Here is a 16,986-nt window from a genome sequence, read left to right as displayed (position 1 = left end):
TCGTATCCCTCCTATGCAATTTCACTCGTCTTTTTTAATTGTTCATGAATGATGTACGCTGCGTCTTTCCCTTGTTGCGCGGCTGTTACAACCATCGCTTCCCCTTGACCGTTTCCGAACACAACATCGCCACAGGCAAATACTTTCGCATTCGATGTTTGCATTGTCGTTTCATCAATATCGACTACACCGTTTATATGCTGTAAACCGAATGCTTCAATGAGCGAAACGAAACGTGTTTGCCCAATTGCTTTAATAACCGCGTCCACTTCCATAATAAATTCAGATCCTTCAACCACTTCAGGTCTTTGTCGACCATCTGCACCTGCTTCGCCTAGCTTCATTTTGACGCATTCAAGCGCCATTACTTTTCCTGCTTCGTCACCGATAATTTTCGTCGGCGCTGTTAGCCACTTAAATCCAACGCCATCTTGCTTAGCAAATTCATATTCAAATTGGTAGGCCGTCATTTCTTTTTCAGTTCTGCGGTAAAGAATTTCTACTTGTTCAGCACCTAATCGTTTCGCACAAGTTGCTCCATCAATCGCTGTATTTCCAGCACCGATAACGACAACCCGTTTACCGATTAAATCTTCAGTAAGAGCGCCAACTTTCGTGTTCTTTACAAACTCGATGGCATCATGCACGCCGTCTAGTGGTTCGCCTTCGATACCAAGATTCGGTACAGCCCCCATCCCAATTGCTAAAATAACACGATCATATTGTGCTAAAATTTCATTAGGTGTAATATCTACGCCAACTGTTGTATTTGTTTTTATTTCCACACCAAGCTTTACAATTTGCTCCACTTCCCAATCCACGACCTCATTTGGTAAGCGGAATGATACGATTCCATAGCTTCCTAAACCGCCTGCTTTTGCTTCAGCTTCAAAAATTGTGACAGCATAGCCAAAACGACTTAGTTCACGTGCTGCAGATAAACCAGCAGGACCCGAACCAATAATCGCTATTTTTTGCCCATTTGTTTGACCTTTTTTAAATAGCTCCACGCCCGATTCGATCGCCCAATCGGTTGCGTAACGTTGTAAGTGACCGATTTTGATTGGTTTTGTAGAAGCATTTAAAACACATGCTCCCTCACACAATTCTTCTGTCGGACAAACTCTCGCACAGCTCGCACCAATCGGATTCGCATCCATAATCGTCATCGCTGAACCTTTCATATTACTTGAAGCAATTTTTTTAATGAAATTTGGAATTGGAATACTTGTCGGACAAGCTGTAATACAAGGTGCGTCATAGCAGTAAAGACAACGGTTCGCCTCTTCAATCGCTTCATTTTTTGTCATCCTGCTATTCATTTCAACAAAGTTTCGCTTCAGTTGTGCAGACATTGCATTTTCTTGAATCGGATTCATTTCCACATCCCCCTTATGCATTCGTTTTTCATTGTTTATTCGCGTTCTAACTAGGCGTTAAATGTTGATTGCTTCTACAGTAGCTGGTGTTAATTGACGTTTAATATATTGTCCACTACCTAACACCCCTACAAATTCTTTATTCTTAATGACGTACTCGCCGCGCACAAGTACACTAATCGGATCACCTGTCACTTCCCAACCTTCATATGGGTTATAATCCACATTCATATGATGTGTATTCGCTGAAATAACTCGTTTTACTGTCGGATCAAAAAGTACGATATCTGCATCAGAGCCAATTGCGATTGTGCCTTTTTGCGGGTATAAACCGAAAATTTTTGCAGCACTCGTCGAAGTCATATCGACGAATTCATTAATTGAAATCTTCCCTTTCGCTACACCTTCTGAATATAAAATGGCACAGCGATCTTCAATAAACGGACCCCCGTTTGGAATTTTAGAGAAATCATTCAAACCTAATTGTTTCTTCCCATTAAAGCTAAATGAACATTGATCCGAGCCGATTGTTTGCAGTTGTTTCGCTTTTAGAGCGTTCCATAAATGCGTTTGATGCGATTTTGGACGAAGTGGTGGTGACCAAACATATTTCGCGCCCTCAAAACCTGGCTGTGCTAAAGCCGATTGATCAAGCGTTAAATAGGGAGGACATGTTTCCCCGTACACGTCATATCCTTTTTCACGCGCTGCAATAATTTCATCTACTGCCTCTTTGCAAGTAACGTGTACAACGTAAAGCTTGGCACCTGCAATATGTGCCAACTCAATTGCACGTTTTGTCGCTTCGCCTTCTAATTCCGCTGGACGCGTCAGTGCATGATAAATTGGCGCTGTATGCCCCGCTTGCTTTGCTTCCTCTACTAGTTCATCGATAACGGAGCCATTTTCACAGTGCACCATTACGATAGCCCCCGCCTCTTTTGCAATTTTAAATGCTTTAAAAAGGGTGCGGTCTGTCGCTTGGAATTCTTTCGCGTAAGCCATAAACACTTTCACCGACGTAATTCCTTCTTGCTCTAGTAATACCGGTAATTCCGCTTCTGTTTCAGGCGTTAAATCACCAATCATCAAATGAAAGCCGTAATCAATCGCCGCGTTGCCTTTTGCTTTTTCATGCCACTTCTCAACAGCTGTTCCCAGTTTCTCTTCACCAGCAGTTAAACAAAAATCTAAAATCGTTGTCGTACCACCGAATGCGGCCGCAATCGTACCAGATTTCCAATCATCGTCTGTCACTGTGTTATTAAACGGCATATCCAAGTGCGTATGTGGATCAATTCCCCCTGGCATAACGTATTTACCAGTTGCATCGATGATTTCTGCACCTTCTGCTAATAGTTTTTTTCCTATTTGAATAACTTTTCCGTTTTCTATTAATAAATCTGCCTCATATACATCTGTTGCCGTTGTAATTAATCCACCTGTAATCAATTTTTTCACGATACCCTCACCCTTCATTTCATTAATTTGTAATGTGTATCTCGCCAATGCTGAACTTTGTTTGCAGTGTCAAAACGGTTGCTAGTAACACATCTGCACCCTTTGCACAGTCTTCAAACGTCGTCTCTTCCTCTTCACAATGACTTTTACCGCTAATGCTTGGCACGAAAATCATCGCGGACGGGATAAAGCTTGCGATATACTGCGCATCATGACCCGCGCCACTAAACATACGATGATAAGAATAGCCAAAATCCTCACATGACTCTTCCACTTCATTACAAATTGCAGCGTCAAAAAATACAGTATCTCTTCCCCATAACTTAGCTGGTTGAATGTTACAGCCATTTTGCTCAGTAGGTAAACCTTTTAAGATTTCTTCCACTTTGCGCATTACTGCTGGATCTTGGTGACGTGAATCGATCGTAAATGTTACTTTATTTGGAATGACTGTATGGATATTTGGCGAAACGTTCATTCGACCAAATGTGTAAACGAGCTGTTCATCTATTTTGCCAAGCTCGTCATGTAAATTTGTAATAATACTTGCCGCTACACGCATTGGGTCTTTGCGCATTGTCATCGGTGTCGTTCCCGCATGATTGGACTCCCCTGTAACCGTCACTTCATAACAAACCATGCCTAACACACCTTCAACGACACCAATCTCCAGTTGCTTCGCTTCTAATACGGGGCCTTGCTCAATATGCAGTTCAATATATGCAAGCGCTTCCGTTAATCGGTTTTCTTTTTCTCCCATATACCCACTACCTAGGAGCGCATCTTTAAAGGTAATTCCATTTTTATCAACCGATTGCAACATTTCGTCTTTGTTAAACTTTGAAGAAATCACACCAGAACTCATCATCGCTGGATCAAAGCGCGCCCCTTCTTCATTCGTAAAATTCACAATCATTAATGGAATATCTAGTTCAATGTCATTTTCTTTTAGCGTTCTAATCACCTCTAATGCGGTCAAAACGCCTAACACACCATCAAACTTGCCCCCTTTTTCCACCGAATCTAAATGCGAACCCATAACAATTGGCGGTAAATCCTTATTCCCAGGTAAAATCGCATAAATATTCGCCATATCGTCTACCTTAATTTCCATACCTAAATCTTTACAGCATTCGCAAAAATAATCTCTCGCTAATACGTCCTCTTTCGATAGAGTTAAACGAGTTACGCCACCATTTACAGTTGCTCCAAATTGACTAAATTGTTCAAGTGACTCTTGCAATCGACTACTGTTACATTTATACATATGCTAGTCCCCACTTTCATATTAGTTAAGATGTATTTAGATAAATTAGAAAGCCTTTACTATATATATCTATAAATCTTTAAAATTATGTGCATATGTATTTTTTATATGGTAAATTATTCCATAATATGAAGTTGGTATAGACATGTTGCTCGGTCTAGGAGGAGGAAGATATGAATGATTTTTCACTTACTGTATCAGAAGTGATGACGAAGAAATTATTTAGTAGCGCTCGGTTAATTGCCGGTGCGAAAGGACAACTCAATGTCATCAAATGGGTGCATATTGTCGAAAGTCTGGATGCTGCCAAGTTATTAAAGGGCAATGAATTAATTTTGACGACGGGTATTCATTTGAAAGATAATGAAGAAATTTTTAAACAGTTCATTCACCAATTAATTGCGTCAAAAGCTGCCGGACTGTGCATTGAACTAGGTAATTCCATTCAAGAAATCCCTCATTTTATTCAACAGATGGCTACAGACTATCAATTTCCACTGATTATTTTTCACAAGGAAGTCGCATTTGTTGAAATTACACAAGACATACACAGCATGTTAATCAATCAGCAATATGAAATGATAAAAAACTTGGAAGACTACGCGCAACAACTGAATAAATATACACTTACAGTTAACAACTACGAACAAATTTTGATGCATTTATATAAACATCTCGGCTTGCAAGTGATCTTTACGTTCAACGGGCAAAAACCTATTTTCATCCCGAATATATATCAGGAAAAGTACGAGGCGATGCAACAAGCAAATCCCGATGATGTAGAAAACCATTTCATACAGTGTGATGTCAATATTTTCAACCAATATTATGGAGAAGTTTGTTTGTTCTCTTCGCAGCGCGTGCTCAATGAATACGATGCACTCATTTTAGATCGTACGGTTATTGCCCTATCACAATATTTGCTGCGAGAATTGTATATTGAAGAGAAGAAAGGTATGGAGGATCGTGAAATTTTAGATAACTGGCTGAATGGAAAAGCGACGATTGAAGAGTTAACGCATTTTATGCAAGACCACCATGCAAGTAGCGCTTCGAATCGATGGATTGTCATGATTCACCAAATTCAAAAAAGGAAAAGTAGTGATGTCACATACTATAAGTTATTTGCGCGCAATGTGCTTGAGAAGTTTGGCTTCTATCCGTTTATTTTAGAAAAAAATAGCCAACTTATTTTTATTTTGGCGGATTTACGCGAGCAAGAATCCTATAAGCAACGCATCGAACAAGCGCTTGCACAAATTCATGATAATAATAGCAAATATAAATATGCCGATTTAAACTTTTTATATGCTGTTGGCAAATACGTTTCACATATACAAACCGTCAAAAATAGCTACACTACAGCAAATGACACGTTAGAAATTCGTTGGAAATCACAAGAGCTTTCCTGTTTCTACGAAGATTTACACCTCCATCATTTAATTTTACACTTACAAAAAAGTCCATCCGTTATGGATATGATTGCTGAAACGATATATCCACTCATTGAATACGATCAAAAACATAACAGTCAATTAGTTGAAACGTTAAAAGTTTATTTGCAAACAAATGGGCTAAAAAAGGAAACGTCTGAGCGCCTTTTTATAGTCAGACAAACGCTGTATCATCGCTTGGAAAAAATCGAGCAGCTACTCGGTCATGATTTCATGAAGCCAGAAAAACGATTAACACTAGAATTGATGCTCTTTGCAAGTGAATTATTACCAGTTGTACATGAATAAAAATCAATTACGCCGAGGCGTAATTGCGTCCAGATTTTTTTCGAGCTCGCTCGAAAAACTTCCCTTAAAAATCTGTGACATCCGCCGGGGCTTAACTTGATTTAGCTGGGGCTTGAACCCCTGCTGAATCAAGTTATAGAATTACCTTTATGTGAAAGGTAATCCTTCATTTATTTGACATTTTGTATAATGCTTATTCCCCTCAAAAATTGAATAATAGAGTTATAGCGAAAAGGGAGTGGTGATTTCCAATGACGAATTTAACAAATCAAAATTGGCAAGTAAAGGATCAACAATATGTTTGGCATTCGATGAAACCGTACAATCCAAATGCAACGATGATCGTCCAAAAATCAAAAGGTGCATGGATTACTGACATCGATGGCAAGCGTTACTTAGATGCGATGGCTGGATTATGGTGTGTAAACGTCGGATATGGGCGAGAGGAAATTGCGAAAGTAGCCTACGAGCAATTACTTGAAAATTCCTATACTCCCCTATCTGTAGGTCACACTCCTGCCATCCAATTGAGCGAAAAAATTAGTGAGTTATTAGGTGATGATTACGTTGTCTTTTTCTCAAATAGTGGCTCTGAGGCAAACGAAACAGCTTTTAAAATCGCGCGTCAATACCATCAGCAAAAAGGGCAAACAGGTCGAACTAAATTTATTTCCCGTTATCGTGCCTATCACGGCAACACGATGGGCGCATTGGCTGCGACTGGTCAAGCACAGCGAAAATATAAATACGAACCGTTAGCAGCGGGCTTCCTCCATGTTGCACCACCTGATGCTTACCGCGCAAATGAAGACCATATTACTGACCCAGCTGCCCTACCATCCGTTCAGGCAATTGATAACGTCATGACTTGGGAATTACCTGAGACGATTGCTGGCGTCATTATGGAGCCGATTATTACGGGTGGCGGCGTTATTATGCCACATGAAGATTATTTACGCGGGGTAAAAGCGGTCTGTGAAAAACACGGCGCCCTTCTCATCGTGGACGAAGTAATTTGTGGCTTTGGACGTACAGGTAAAGCATTTGGCTTCCAAAACTATGGCATTCAGCCGGATATTGTGACGATGGCGAAAGGGTTAACGAGTGCATATATGCCACTTTCGGCAACAGCGGTTCGACGTGAAATTTATGAGGCATTTGCGGGTAGCGATGAATACGACTTCTTCCGCCATGTCAACACATTCGGCGGCTCTCCAGCTGCTTGTGCTGTTGCCCTTAAAAACATCGAAATAATGGAAAATGAAAATTTATTTGCACGTTCTGAAGAAATGGGCGCGATTATCCATGCAGAATTACAAGCACGTTTGAAAGATCATCCTAATGTAGGGGATATCCGCGGCAAAGGCTTACTTATTGGGGTTGAGCTTGTGAGCGACAAAACTAGTAAAGCACCACTAGCCGTTGCTGATGTTAATAAAGTCATTGCATTATGTAAAGAACAAGGTTTAATCATCGGTAAAAATGGTGTAACCGTTGCAGGCTTTAACAATATTCTCACACTTTCACCGCCACTAATCATCTCGTTAGAAGAAAAAGATTTGATTGTGAAAACATTTACCGACGCTTTAAACACGCTTTTGCAACAGTCTTAAATCATATGGAAACTAAGGGGGAATTAGATTTATGGTAACGAATACAGAAGTAAAAGAACTGGGACATTTTATTAACGGGGCAATCGTTCCAGGTAAAAGCGGAAAATTCTCAGATGTTTACAATCCAAGTTTAGGTACAGTCATTGCACGTGTTCCGATTGCTTCTAAAGAAGAAACGCAGCAAGCAATTGCAACAGCAAAAGCAGCATTTCCAGTATGGCGTGCCTTGTCTGTTGGGAAACGCGCTGAAATTGTTCTGAAGTTCCGTCAATTATTAACAGAGCGTTCAGACGAATTAATGGAGTTGATTTGTACGGAAAGCGGGAAAACAAAGGAAGATGCAAAGGGAGAAATTACACGTGGATTAGAGTCCGTTGACTTAGCAATCAATGCTCCTCACCTATTAAAAGGCGAATATTCCGTCAATGTTGGCGGGAATATTAATGCATACTCAACAAAAGCACCACTCGGCGTTGTTGCAGCAATTTCCCCATTCAATTTCCCTGTGATGGTGCCGCTTGCAATTACGAGTATGGCGGTGGCAGTCGGCAATTCAGTTATATTGAAACCGTCTGAGCGCGTTCCTTGCTCTGCACTATTTTTATCGGAACTATGGAAGGAAGCGGGCTTACCAGATGGCATTTGGACGGTCATCAATGGTGATAAAGATACTGTAAACGAACTATTAGAAAGTCCAGCTATTGAAGCGATTTCATTCGTTGGTTCAACACCCGTTGCCGATTATATTTTTGCAACGGGTTCAAAATATGGGAAACGCGTCACAGCATTAGGTGGCGGGAAAAACAATATGATTGTCATGCCTGATGCTGATTTAGAACAAGTGTCAAACGCATTTTTAGGCGCTGCTTACGGGGCTGCTTCCCAACGTTGCATGGCCATTTCAACAATCATACCTGTTGGCGAAAAAACAGCGAATAACCTTGTTAAAGTATTGGCTGATAAAATCTCAAAATTAAAAGTAGGTCCATACACAGATCCAGAGGTTGATTTTGGACCAGTTATTACCCAACACTCAAAAGATACTGTTATTGGTTTTATCGACCGTAGCCTAAAAGAAGGCGCTACGATCGTATGTGATGGCCGTAACCCAGACATCGCGAAAGACTCAAATGGCTTCTATTTAGGACCTACACTTCTCGATCACGTGAAACCTGGCATGGAAATTTACGAACAAGAGGTGTTTGGTCCAGCTCGTAATGTGGTCCGTGTCGATACTTTAGAGGAAGCAATCGAGTTAATTAATGTGCATGAGCTAGGAAATGGCGTCACGATTTTCACAAATAATGGCGCTGCTGCCCGCAAATTCACATCTGAAATCGAAGTCGGCATGGTCGGTGTGAACGTACCCATCCCAATTCCTGTTGGCTACCATAACTTTGCTGGCTGGAAACGCTCGAGATTCGGTGAGGGGCATATGTTTGGACCAGACCAAGTTCGTTTCTTCACAAAAACAAAAACGATTTCAGAAAAATGGTTTGAAGAAGATAGCGAATCGGTATCAACATTTGCATTCCCGAGTAATAATGACTAAATTGCTAGAAATGGATATTCTATATCGGTAGTTACCTTTATTACTAAAATAATTGAATCTTAAAATGCCGAAACGCTGTTAAATCAACGTTTCGGCATTTTTTATTTCGTACTTTTTGAGGCAAGTAGCTCAATTAATGAACCTACGACCTCCATTGGATTTTTCTCGCCCTGTGGATTTGCTTCTGAAATAACATTTTGTGGGTCGAATAAATGAACTTCAATTCCATTGTCTTTCTCTTCTTCTGCAACAGTTTTCATAAGGGATTCAACACCTGCTTTACTTGCTGAATAAGCACTAAATCCGTCCACATAGAATTGAGCCATGCCAGAAGTAACAGAAATGATCTTTCCATTTTCATTATTGCGTAAGGTAGGTAAAAATGCTTTTGTTACTAGAAACTGACTCGTCAGATTTTTGTCCATCACTTGTTGCCATTGTTCTAGCGTCATTTCAGTGATCCTTCCAGTTGCAGGTACCCCACCAACATTATTTACTAGCACATTTAATTTTCCATCTGTTAATTCTAATAATCTACTTTTTAATGCTTGAACGCTTTTCTCATTTGTTACATCAGCTGGAATAACGATAGCCTTATCCTCACCAATCTCTTTTTCTACTTCACGCAATTTTTCTTCACGTCTGCCATTTAAAACAACAATAAATCCTTCATTTGCTAAAGACTTTGCAATGGCTCTACCTAAACCAGTCCCTGCACCTGTAACAAGCGCTACTTGATTCATTAATTTTGTCATTGTGTATAATCTCCCTTACTAAATGATTGAGTATTTCGATTTCCATAATTACTATATAATGTATATTATAAATATATAAGTATGCACATTTTTGTAACTAAGTATCAAAAAGAATACTAATGGGGGATGGATAATATGAAAAATGAAACAAATCCTAATCACTGTCAGGTCGTGACCGCACTTAATACATTTGTAGGTAAATGGAAGCCAATTATTTTGCTTCATTTATTTGTAGATGGAACACTCCGATTTAATGAACTAAGAAGACGAATCCCAGATGTTACGCAACGAATGTTAACACTTCAACTGCGTGAACTTGAAGAACAAGATTTAATAACACGTGTTGTATACGCACAGGTCCCACCCAAAGTAGAATACTCCCTTACAAAGTACGGCGAAACTCTTGGTCCACTTATGATTGCTTTAAATGAATGGGGCGGAAATCACCTAAAGCACCTTGAAAATAGAAAAAGTTCAATTTTACTTGGTGACCTAAATTCGTAACGAAATCGCGCCCTAAAAGGAAAAAGAGCGCTAATCCAAATTCTTGGATTGCGCTCGATCATTATATAATTTGGTTAAAATGACATGGAACGTCCATGCCTTGCTAAATACGCTTCTTTTTCTTTATAATCTGGCATGATACTTCCAACAAGTCTCCAAAATGAACGATCATGATTCATATGACTTAAATGACATAGTTCATGGATTACTACATAATCAATGACTTCGATTGGAGCCATAGCTAATCGATAATTAAACGTGAGCTTTCTCTCTGAACTACAGCTACCCCACTTTGTTTTAGATTCTACAATTTCAAAAGATTTTGGTTTTACTTTTAATTGTTGTCGATATATTTTTATTCGTTCACCTACAATTTTTTTGAGGCTATTAATATAGTACCTTTTGAGATTTTTTTTTAAGTGTTTCTTCATCCAATTCACCTATGTCTATTAATTCATGTAGGAAATACTCTTTCCCGAGGTGTAAAAACTTACCTCCTTCATAAAACCCTCTTGCTTTAGGGTTTTCTCTAGCTAATTCCATTTCATGAATTCTCTCTAATATCAACGTCCCATTACTTTCTATTGCACTTATAATCACTTCTTCACTTGTATTATTGGGCGCTTTAACCGTAATAAAGCCAAAAGAATCAATATGGATCGATAACTTCTTTCTATTTCCATACTGAACGATAAAATCTATTGTTTCATTTTCAAATTCAACTTTCATAACGAACCTCTTTTTCCTAGTGTATTCTAACTAGGATAGTATAAATTTTCTCGCATGCATACTAAAAGTAAGAAATTTAATTTTTCACATACTGAGTGCATCAACAAAAAGAGTAGCACCATCTGGGATTATGAAAAAAGATTAAAGACGAGTCCCATTGCATTGAGCTCGTCTTTAATCTTTAAAATTTTTTCACTATTTATTTTCCTTATCGTATAAAATCTCTTCAGCAAATTGTGCTAATTGTTGAGCTTTTAAGCTTATTTCTTGAATCGTTGCAGAAAACTCATGGATTGAACTAGATTGTGTATTTGTTAATGTATTTACATCGGCGAATGATTGATTCAATGCATTTAAAAGCTGTTGTATGTTAATTGTAATATGATTAATTTGATCTGCATTTTGCTTCGAATTTGTAGCAAGCTTACGGACTTCATCTGCAACGACCGCAAATCCCCTACCATGTTCGCCTGCACGTGCAGCCTCAATTGCAGCATTTAAACCTAATAAGTTACTTTGATCTGAAATTCCTTTTACTACAGAAGATATTTGACCAATTTCCTCCGCACTTGAACTTACATCTTTCATTGAAGTAGTCATATTTTTCATGCGGTCGGATAAATTGCCTACTGAGCCACTAATTTCTTCAATAGAAGCAGCCGTTTGCTCTACAATCGCAGAAAAACTTTCAGCCATTTCAAATAATCTATGCGCCTTTTCCAAACTCGTTCCGATACCAACCCCACCAATTACTTTCCCAGTACTATCATGAAGCGGGATAGCTCTTGCAATAAGCGGGAAGCCGAATAATTCTTTCGGTACAACCGCTGATAAGGATTTATTCGTTTTAATCGCATTTGTGATTACATCGCCTTCAACAAGTGGGTCCCCTGGCTTAACGTTTAAAGAAAATGTCTTCGCTGGAATATTTATGATTAATTTCTCAGTATCGTAAATACCCAAAGTAATATCGTCTTGAATAAGTCCATTTAACAAAGGGGCTACCTTAATAAACGCGCTAATTACATCAGTTTCTTGCATTTCTCCACTCCTATATCCTTAATAAGGTAAATTCCTTTGACCATAGTTTACAGAAATCCATTTTATCGTTGTAAACTCTTCAAGACTCCATTCACCATTTAAGCGACCAATACCTGATTGTTTTTCGCCACCAAATGCAACAGTTGGTTCATCATTGATTGTTAAATCATTTACATGGATCATACCTGTATGTACTTTCTTCGCCATTTCTACGCCACGTTCAAGGTTGGCAGTATGAATGGCACCACTTAATCCAAAGCGAGTATCATTTGCAATTTGAATCGCTTCTTCTTCCGTTTCGAATGGAATAATACAAACAACCGGGCCAAATAGCTCTTCTTGTGCCACACTCATGTCTGTTGTTACATCTACTAAAATAGTTGGCTCTACCATTCTGCCTTTAATATTCCCTTTAAGAATGGCTTTAGCACCTTCCGCAATACCATTTTCAATCATGGCTTCTAGGGTAGCTGCTTGGCGGTCATTAATTACTGGACCAATGATTGTTTCAGGATCTCTTGGATCACCCACTTTAAGTGAAGCAACTTTCGCAACAAACTTATCAAGAAACTCATTATAAATCGACTTTTGCACTAAAATGCGGTTTGTTGACATACAAATTTGCCCTTGGTGTGTGAATCGACTAAATGTCGCAGCATTCACAGCATAATCCATATCTGCATCCTCTAATACGATAAAGGCACTATTGCCACCTAACTCTAATAATGGCTTTTTGAAGTTTTTAATTGCTACTTGACCAATGTAACTCCCTACCTTTGTTGAACCTGTGAAGGAAATAATTCTTGGAATCGGGTGTTCAACAAATGCATCCCCGATTTCTGCAATATCCGTTACAACAACATTTATTAATCCTTTTGGTACACCTGCCTCTTCAAAAATCTTACCAATTAATGTTCCGCCTGAAATAGGTGTATCTTCATGCGGCTTTAACACAACACCATTTCCAGCGCCTAATGCAGGTGCTACAGATTTCATAGATAAAAAGAATGGGAAGTTAAATGGACTGATTACACCTACAACGCCTGCCGGAATACGATACAGTCGGTTTTCTACATCATCGATTGTTGAAGGTAAAATCTTCCCTTCCATACGAATTGGAAACGTTGCAGCCTCTTTAATCATATTTTTAACAAGTCCAATTTCAAAAGCAGCCTTTAATCTTGTTCCACCTAATTCATCCATAATTATCGATGTAATGGCTTCTTCATTTTCTTCAATATATTTCACTGCATTTTCAAGAATATCTCGTTTTTTAAATGGATTTACTTTGTCCCATTCTTGTTTTGCTTGCCAGGCAGCTTGATAAGCATGATCAATATCAGAAACATTTGCTAATTTAATTTCTGTTATTACTTCATTGTTATAGGGATTTATATTATGTAAAAGACTACTACTTTGCCCTTCTCTCCATTCTCCACCTATAAATTGTTTTCCTAAATTATTCATATCCATTTCAAAACCTCCAAATTGAATTAATATGTACAATAGGAATATCGACCAATTTAGTGGAAAATTTATCATATAAGTGGAAATTTTGTTTTTTTATTTTAATTTCTATTCGTTTAGATAATTCTTTGTACTTATTACTAAAATCAATTACACCTCGGCGTAATCGTGCACACATGAGATGTTAATGTATTTATATAAAAATAGAATAGATTCGCTCCTTGTTCGTTTGGAATCTACCCTATTTCTCAATATGTGATTATTCCGTCATTAAACTATAAGCAGAAATTTTCTTGATTTTTAATGATACAAACATCGCAACAATGTAGCCTACTATAAAAATCCCCGTACAAAGGATTAGTATCGTCGGTAAATGAACGGTAAAATCCAAACGTTTGACCCCTACACTTGAAAGTAAGACGGAAAGCATAGGATTTGTATAAAAATAGCCTAGTACTCCACCAATGGCCACCCCTGTAATCATTACAGGTACGAAGCTAATGGATATTTGATGCATCAATTGAATTGTTGAGTAGCCTATTGCTTTCATTACGCCAAACTCTTTTTTACGCTTGATAATCATCATTTTAATGACTAAATACAAAATCATTACTACAACTAGTACCGTAATTGCCAGAACCATTACCATAACTGCAAACACTGCCGTTGTATAAATACCGGTTTGGCTCTCTATATTTTCATCTATATTTAACGTTTCAACGATATAATCTCCGTACTGTTTCTGGACTTTCTTAATAAAGCTTTCGTTGGATATTCCATCTAAATACACATAAAGCGTCATGCCTTTATAATCGGATTGTAGTTGCTGAATTCCATCCATTGTTAATGCGGATATTTGACCTAAATTACCAATCGATTGACTAAGCCCCGTTACGAGAAAACGAGTGGCTTCCGTGCCATATTCTACTTCAACCGTATCCCCAATTCCTTTATTAATTTGGTTTGATACAACCCAAGAGATGGATATTTCATTTTCATATTTCGGTTGACGACCTTCGTAAACAACATTATTTTCTAACTGGTCATAATTATCCGTAACAGTATTATAAACGGTTTGATTATCAATTTTTATTGGGATAAGATCAAATATTTCCGCTTTCCTTACTTGATCCATTTGTTTAATATGACCTAAAAGTTCCTTTGTACTTGCATCTGGCTGAACAGTTATCAAAACATTTCCCGGCTCTGCACCGAATAAGTTAACGAATGCAGTTTTGTCTGAAGCGATGTTGTAATAAAGCACCACTGAAAAAACAGAGGCGAACGTTAATGCGATAATAATGAACAGGATCATGAAGTTCTGTTTTACATTCGACAGCATCGACTTAATCGCAAGTGAAAAATGAAGCCCAGCCCTCATCTTCTCCAATGGAAAATGATTTCGTCTAAAATTATGCGTTTGAATACCGCCACGGAGCGCCATAATCGGTGTAATTTTTCGAACACGGAAGGCGGAAATTAATGTAACGATTACAACACACAAAGTAACAATGAAAATATTCGCTAAATTAATCATCATATCAAATTTCTGATTCCATACTAATCCAGATAAAGATGAAATAATGTTTCCGATAAACGGCATAAGACCATATGACAAAGCAACACCAACCAAACTTGCACTAAGAGCAATTAAAACAAACTGTAAATTTATTGATGATAAAATTTGCCCATTCGTATAACCGATTGCTTTTAAAACGCCTATATTTTTCATTCCGTCTTCTATGCTATTGGACACCCGATACTTAATAACAATTAGTGAAACTAGGACGATAATGGCTGCAAAAGCGACTAGTATCATAGCGATGATGTTAATCGTCAATGTGCTCACATTTTTCACCATATCAATATCTAATGTCCAAAAAAAAGAATTTGTATCACCTGCAGATAACCCGGGATACGCCTTCGTAAAATCATTTATCAAATTTGTCGATTGTATTTTGTCTTCCATCATTGCAGATAGGACTAATCCTTCCATTTGTTTGTCTAGTTCATCTGCAAATATTTCATAAGAAATTGCTGGTAACATGAATTTCATAATTCCAACACTCGTCGTACCCATCATGGCTGTTTCGAAAAAACCAGCAACGCGAAAATCATAGTTCTTATTTTGATAAGTGATTGTAAATTCTTCACCTAACTCATAATTACCATTTGTTTTAAAAATGTTGGGAATAAAAATATCGTTAGTACTTGAATTATTTAGCTTTTCAACCAACTTCAATTTTCCAATAGTACGATGATTTTCTGCATTAAAAATAGCGGCACTACTCGTTAAATCATTATCACCAAAATTATATTTGGCAAGGTTCATGAGGATAGCCTCTTCCGTTTCTGTCTCCGTTACCCCTGGGTAGTTCGTTATAAATTCTCCATATTTTGAATGATAACTTGCATGATCCATCATGATGATTGCATGAGGGTCTTTTAATTGTTCTGCTTTACTATCAAAAAACGCATTTATTTGCGTAATAACCATAAGACCGATATTCAGAAGGAGCGCTGCAACTAAAATAAAAATAAATAAAGAAACTGTTGCAGATTTACTTTTTCTAATATTCGATAAGGCTAGATTCATGATTTTCACCTTACCACCCCATTTCTACTAGGAAATGTTGGAGTTTTTCATGCCGTTCGAGATTATTTTGTTCGCTGTATGCACCTAACTGCAGGTCACCGCAAATGACGCCATCACGTAAATATAAAATTCGATTTCCGCGCAATGCCGTCTTCATATCATGCGTGACCATCACAATACTTTGCCCATTTCGATTTTCATTTGTTAAAACATCTAATACACTATCACCTGATGCAGAGTTTAATGCACCGGTTGGCTCATCTGCAAAAAGTATTTTCGGACTGTTAATCAAAGCACGAACAATTCCAACTCGTTGCGCCTCACCACCAGATAGTTGTGTCGGAAATTTAGCCCAAGCGTTTTCAGTGATCCCTACTTGTATTAATAATTCCTTTGCTTTTTGTACGAGTTCACGCTTATTTTTATTTACTAAAAGACCACTTGCCAGTACATTATCGAGCACACTCATATTATCTAGTAAATAAATTTGTTGAAAGACAAAACCGCAATTATTCCTTCTAAATATCGCTAATTGATCATTGTTTAGTTTGGCTAAATTTTTCCCAGCAAAATCGATTTCACCTAATGTTGGTTTATCCATTCCACTAATCGCATAAAGTAGCGTGGACTTCCCAGAACCTGAACTGCCCATTATAACTGTAAAATCTCCTTCGACTAAACTAATATCTAGATTTTTTAAAACATGCTGTTGAACGCCACCGCTCGAAAAAGTTTTACATAACTTCTCCGTTTTAATAAGGATCTTTGCCATTTGTTCGCACTCTCCCTTTTTAAAGCTCCTATTTGTATTTCCATCCAAAGAAAAAAGACCGTAATGAAGCTTACAGTCTTATCATACAAAATGAATTCTTATTAAATC

14 protein-coding genes are annotated in these 16,986 nt (G+C 38.0%); 4 read left to right on the top strand and 10 right to left on the bottom strand.

The genetic code is table 11. The features are described from left to right. Window positions 1-11 precede the first annotated feature (11 nt). The 3 genes from MHI10_RS08020 to MHI10_RS08010 are packed head-to-tail and all read right to left on the bottom strand — an operon-like array spanning window position 12 to window position 4,107. On the bottom strand, window positions 12-1,379 hold the full coding sequence (locus MHI10_RS08020; RefSeq protein WP_340784511.1) for an NAD(P)-dependent oxidoreductase: 1,368 nt from the start codon (window positions 1,377-1,379) through the stop codon (window positions 12-14). Between the two features lie 57 nt (window positions 1,380-1,436). Then, on the bottom strand, window positions 1,437-2,840 hold the full coding sequence (gene hydA, locus MHI10_RS08015; protein ID WP_340784510.1) for a dihydropyrimidinase: 1,404 nt from the start codon (window positions 2,838-2,840) through the stop codon (window positions 1,437-1,439). 22 nt (window positions 2,841-2,862) lie between these two features. After that, entirely contained in the window at window positions 2,863-4,107 is a 1,245-nt protein-coding gene (locus MHI10_RS08010; RefSeq protein WP_340784509.1) for a Zn-dependent hydrolase, read from the bottom strand. 173 nt (window positions 4,108-4,280) lie between these two features. Here MHI10_RS08010 and MHI10_RS08005 point away from each other — a divergent pair, with 173 nt between their 5' ends. The 3 genes from MHI10_RS08005 to MHI10_RS07995 all read left to right on the top strand — a co-directional run bounded on the left by MHI10_RS08005 (window position 4,281) and on the right by MHI10_RS07995 (window position 9,014). Then, window positions 4,281-5,849, top strand: a complete 1,569-nt coding sequence (locus MHI10_RS08005) for a PucR family transcriptional regulator (RefSeq protein WP_340784506.1) — start codon at window positions 4,281-4,283, stop codon at window positions 5,847-5,849. A 251-nt stretch (window positions 5,850-6,100) separates the two neighbouring features. Then, entirely contained in the window at window positions 6,101-7,462 is a 1,362-nt protein-coding gene (locus tag MHI10_RS08000; protein WP_340784504.1) for an aspartate aminotransferase family protein, read from the top strand. A 31-nt stretch (window positions 7,463-7,493) separates the two neighbouring features. Then, window positions 7,494-9,014: a CoA-acylating methylmalonate-semialdehyde dehydrogenase gene (locus MHI10_RS07995; RefSeq protein ID WP_340784503.1), complete on the top strand. Its 1,521-nt coding sequence runs from the start codon at window positions 7,494-7,496 to the stop codon at window positions 9,012-9,014. A 101-nt stretch (window positions 9,015-9,115) separates the two neighbouring features. Here the strand turns inward: MHI10_RS07995 and MHI10_RS07990 are convergent, their stop codons facing one another. Continuing rightward, the gene (locus tag MHI10_RS07990) at window positions 9,116-9,769 is read right to left on the bottom strand and encodes an SDR family NAD(P)-dependent oxidoreductase (RefSeq protein ID WP_340784502.1); all 654 of its coding nucleotides are present in this window, start codon (window positions 9,767-9,769) and stop codon (window positions 9,116-9,118) included. 135 nt (window positions 9,770-9,904) lie between these two features. Here MHI10_RS07990 and MHI10_RS07985 point away from each other — a divergent pair, with 135 nt between their 5' ends. Next, window positions 9,905-10,273: a winged helix-turn-helix transcriptional regulator gene (locus MHI10_RS07985; RefSeq protein WP_340784501.1), complete on the top strand. Its 369-nt coding sequence runs from the start codon at window positions 9,905-9,907 to the stop codon at window positions 10,271-10,273. A 74-nt stretch (window positions 10,274-10,347) separates the two neighbouring features. On the opposite strand, the gene MHI10_RS07980 is transcribed toward MHI10_RS07985, so the two are convergent. From MHI10_RS07980 to MHI10_RS07955, 6 genes are all read right to left on the bottom strand, one after another. Beyond that, window positions 10,348-10,704: a M48 family metallopeptidase gene (locus tag MHI10_RS07980; protein WP_340784500.1), complete on the bottom strand. Its 357-nt coding sequence runs from the start codon at window positions 10,702-10,704 to the stop codon at window positions 10,348-10,350. Beyond that, the gene (locus tag MHI10_RS07975) at window positions 10,661-11,002 is read right to left on the bottom strand and encodes a YgjP-like metallopeptidase domain-containing protein (RefSeq protein ID WP_340784499.1); all 342 of its coding nucleotides are present in this window, start codon (window positions 11,000-11,002) and stop codon (window positions 10,661-10,663) included. Before MHI10_RS07975 ends, MHI10_RS07980 begins: the two co-directional genes overlap by 44 nt. Before the next feature lie 195 nt (window positions 11,003-11,197). Continuing rightward, window positions 11,198-12,043, bottom strand: a complete 846-nt coding sequence (locus MHI10_RS07970; RefSeq protein ID WP_340784498.1) for a methyl-accepting chemotaxis protein — start codon at window positions 12,041-12,043, stop codon at window positions 11,198-11,200. 18 nt (window positions 12,044-12,061) lie between these two features. Further along, window positions 12,062-13,516, bottom strand: a complete 1,455-nt coding sequence (locus tag MHI10_RS07965) for an aldehyde dehydrogenase family protein (RefSeq protein ID WP_340784497.1) — start codon at window positions 13,514-13,516, stop codon at window positions 12,062-12,064. A 253-nt stretch (window positions 13,517-13,769) separates the two neighbouring features. After that, complete coding sequence (locus MHI10_RS07960; RefSeq protein ID WP_340789172.1) at window positions 13,770-16,106, bottom strand: ABC transporter permease; 2,337 nt, start codon at window positions 16,104-16,106, stop codon at window positions 13,770-13,772. 10 nt (window positions 16,107-16,116) lie between these two features. Continuing rightward, on the bottom strand, window positions 16,117-16,878 hold the full coding sequence (locus tag MHI10_RS07955) for an ABC transporter ATP-binding protein (protein ID WP_340784496.1): 762 nt from the start codon (window positions 16,876-16,878) through the stop codon (window positions 16,117-16,119). Between the last annotated feature and the right edge of the window lie 108 nt (window positions 16,879-16,986).

Source organism: Solibacillus sp. FSL K6-1523 (assembly GCF_038005225.1).
In the GTDB taxonomy this organism is placed as follows: Bacteria; Bacillota; Bacilli; order Bacillales_A; family Planococcaceae; genus Solibacillus.
Note: the sequence above shows the minus strand (reverse complement) of the source record. Positions and strands in the feature narration are given on the sequence as shown.

Excerpts from the sequence above, each read along its gene's own strand:
- MHI10_RS07965 (WP_340784497.1), bottom strand. The coding sequence starts at position 13,516 with ATGGATATGAATAATTTAGGAAAACAATTTATAGGTGGAGAATGGAGA.
- MHI10_RS08020 (WP_340784511.1), bottom strand. The coding sequence starts at position 1,379 with ATGAATCCGATTCAAGAAAATGCAATGTCTGCACAACTGAAGCGAAAC.
- MHI10_RS08005 (WP_340784506.1), top strand. The coding sequence starts at position 4,281 with ATGAATGATTTTTCACTTACTGTATCAGAAGTGATGACGAAGAAATTA.
- MHI10_RS07990 (WP_340784502.1), bottom strand. The coding sequence starts at position 9,769 with ATGACAAAATTAATGAATCAAGTAGCGCTTGTTACAGGTGCAGGGACT.
- MHI10_RS07960 (WP_340789172.1), bottom strand. The coding sequence starts at position 16,106 with ATGAATCTAGCCTTATCGAATATTAGAAAAAGTAAATCTGCAACAGTT.
- MHI10_RS08000 (WP_340784504.1), top strand. The coding sequence starts at position 6,101 with ATGACGAATTTAACAAATCAAAATTGGCAAGTAAAGGATCAACAATAT.
- MHI10_RS07980 (WP_340784500.1), bottom strand. The coding sequence starts at position 10,704 with ATGAAGAAACACTTAAAAAAAAATCTCAAAAGGTACTATATTAATAGC.
- MHI10_RS08010 (WP_340784509.1), bottom strand. The coding sequence starts at position 4,107 with ATGTATAAATGTAACAGTAGTCGATTGCAAGAGTCACTTGAACAATTT.
- MHI10_RS07995 (WP_340784503.1), top strand. The coding sequence starts at position 7,494 with ATGGTAACGAATACAGAAGTAAAAGAACTGGGACATTTTATTAACGGG.
- MHI10_RS07970 (WP_340784498.1), bottom strand. The coding sequence starts at position 12,043 with ATGCAAGAAACTGATGTAATTAGCGCGTTTATTAAGGTAGCCCCTTTG.
- MHI10_RS07975 (WP_340784499.1), bottom strand. The coding sequence starts at position 11,002 with ATGAAAGTTGAATTTGAAAATGAAACAATAGATTTTATCGTTCAGTAT.
- MHI10_RS07955 (WP_340784496.1), bottom strand. The coding sequence starts at position 16,878 with ATGGCAAAGATCCTTATTAAAACGGAGAAGTTATGTAAAACTTTTTCG.
- MHI10_RS07985 (WP_340784501.1), top strand. The coding sequence starts at position 9,905 with ATGAAAAATGAAACAAATCCTAATCACTGTCAGGTCGTGACCGCACTT.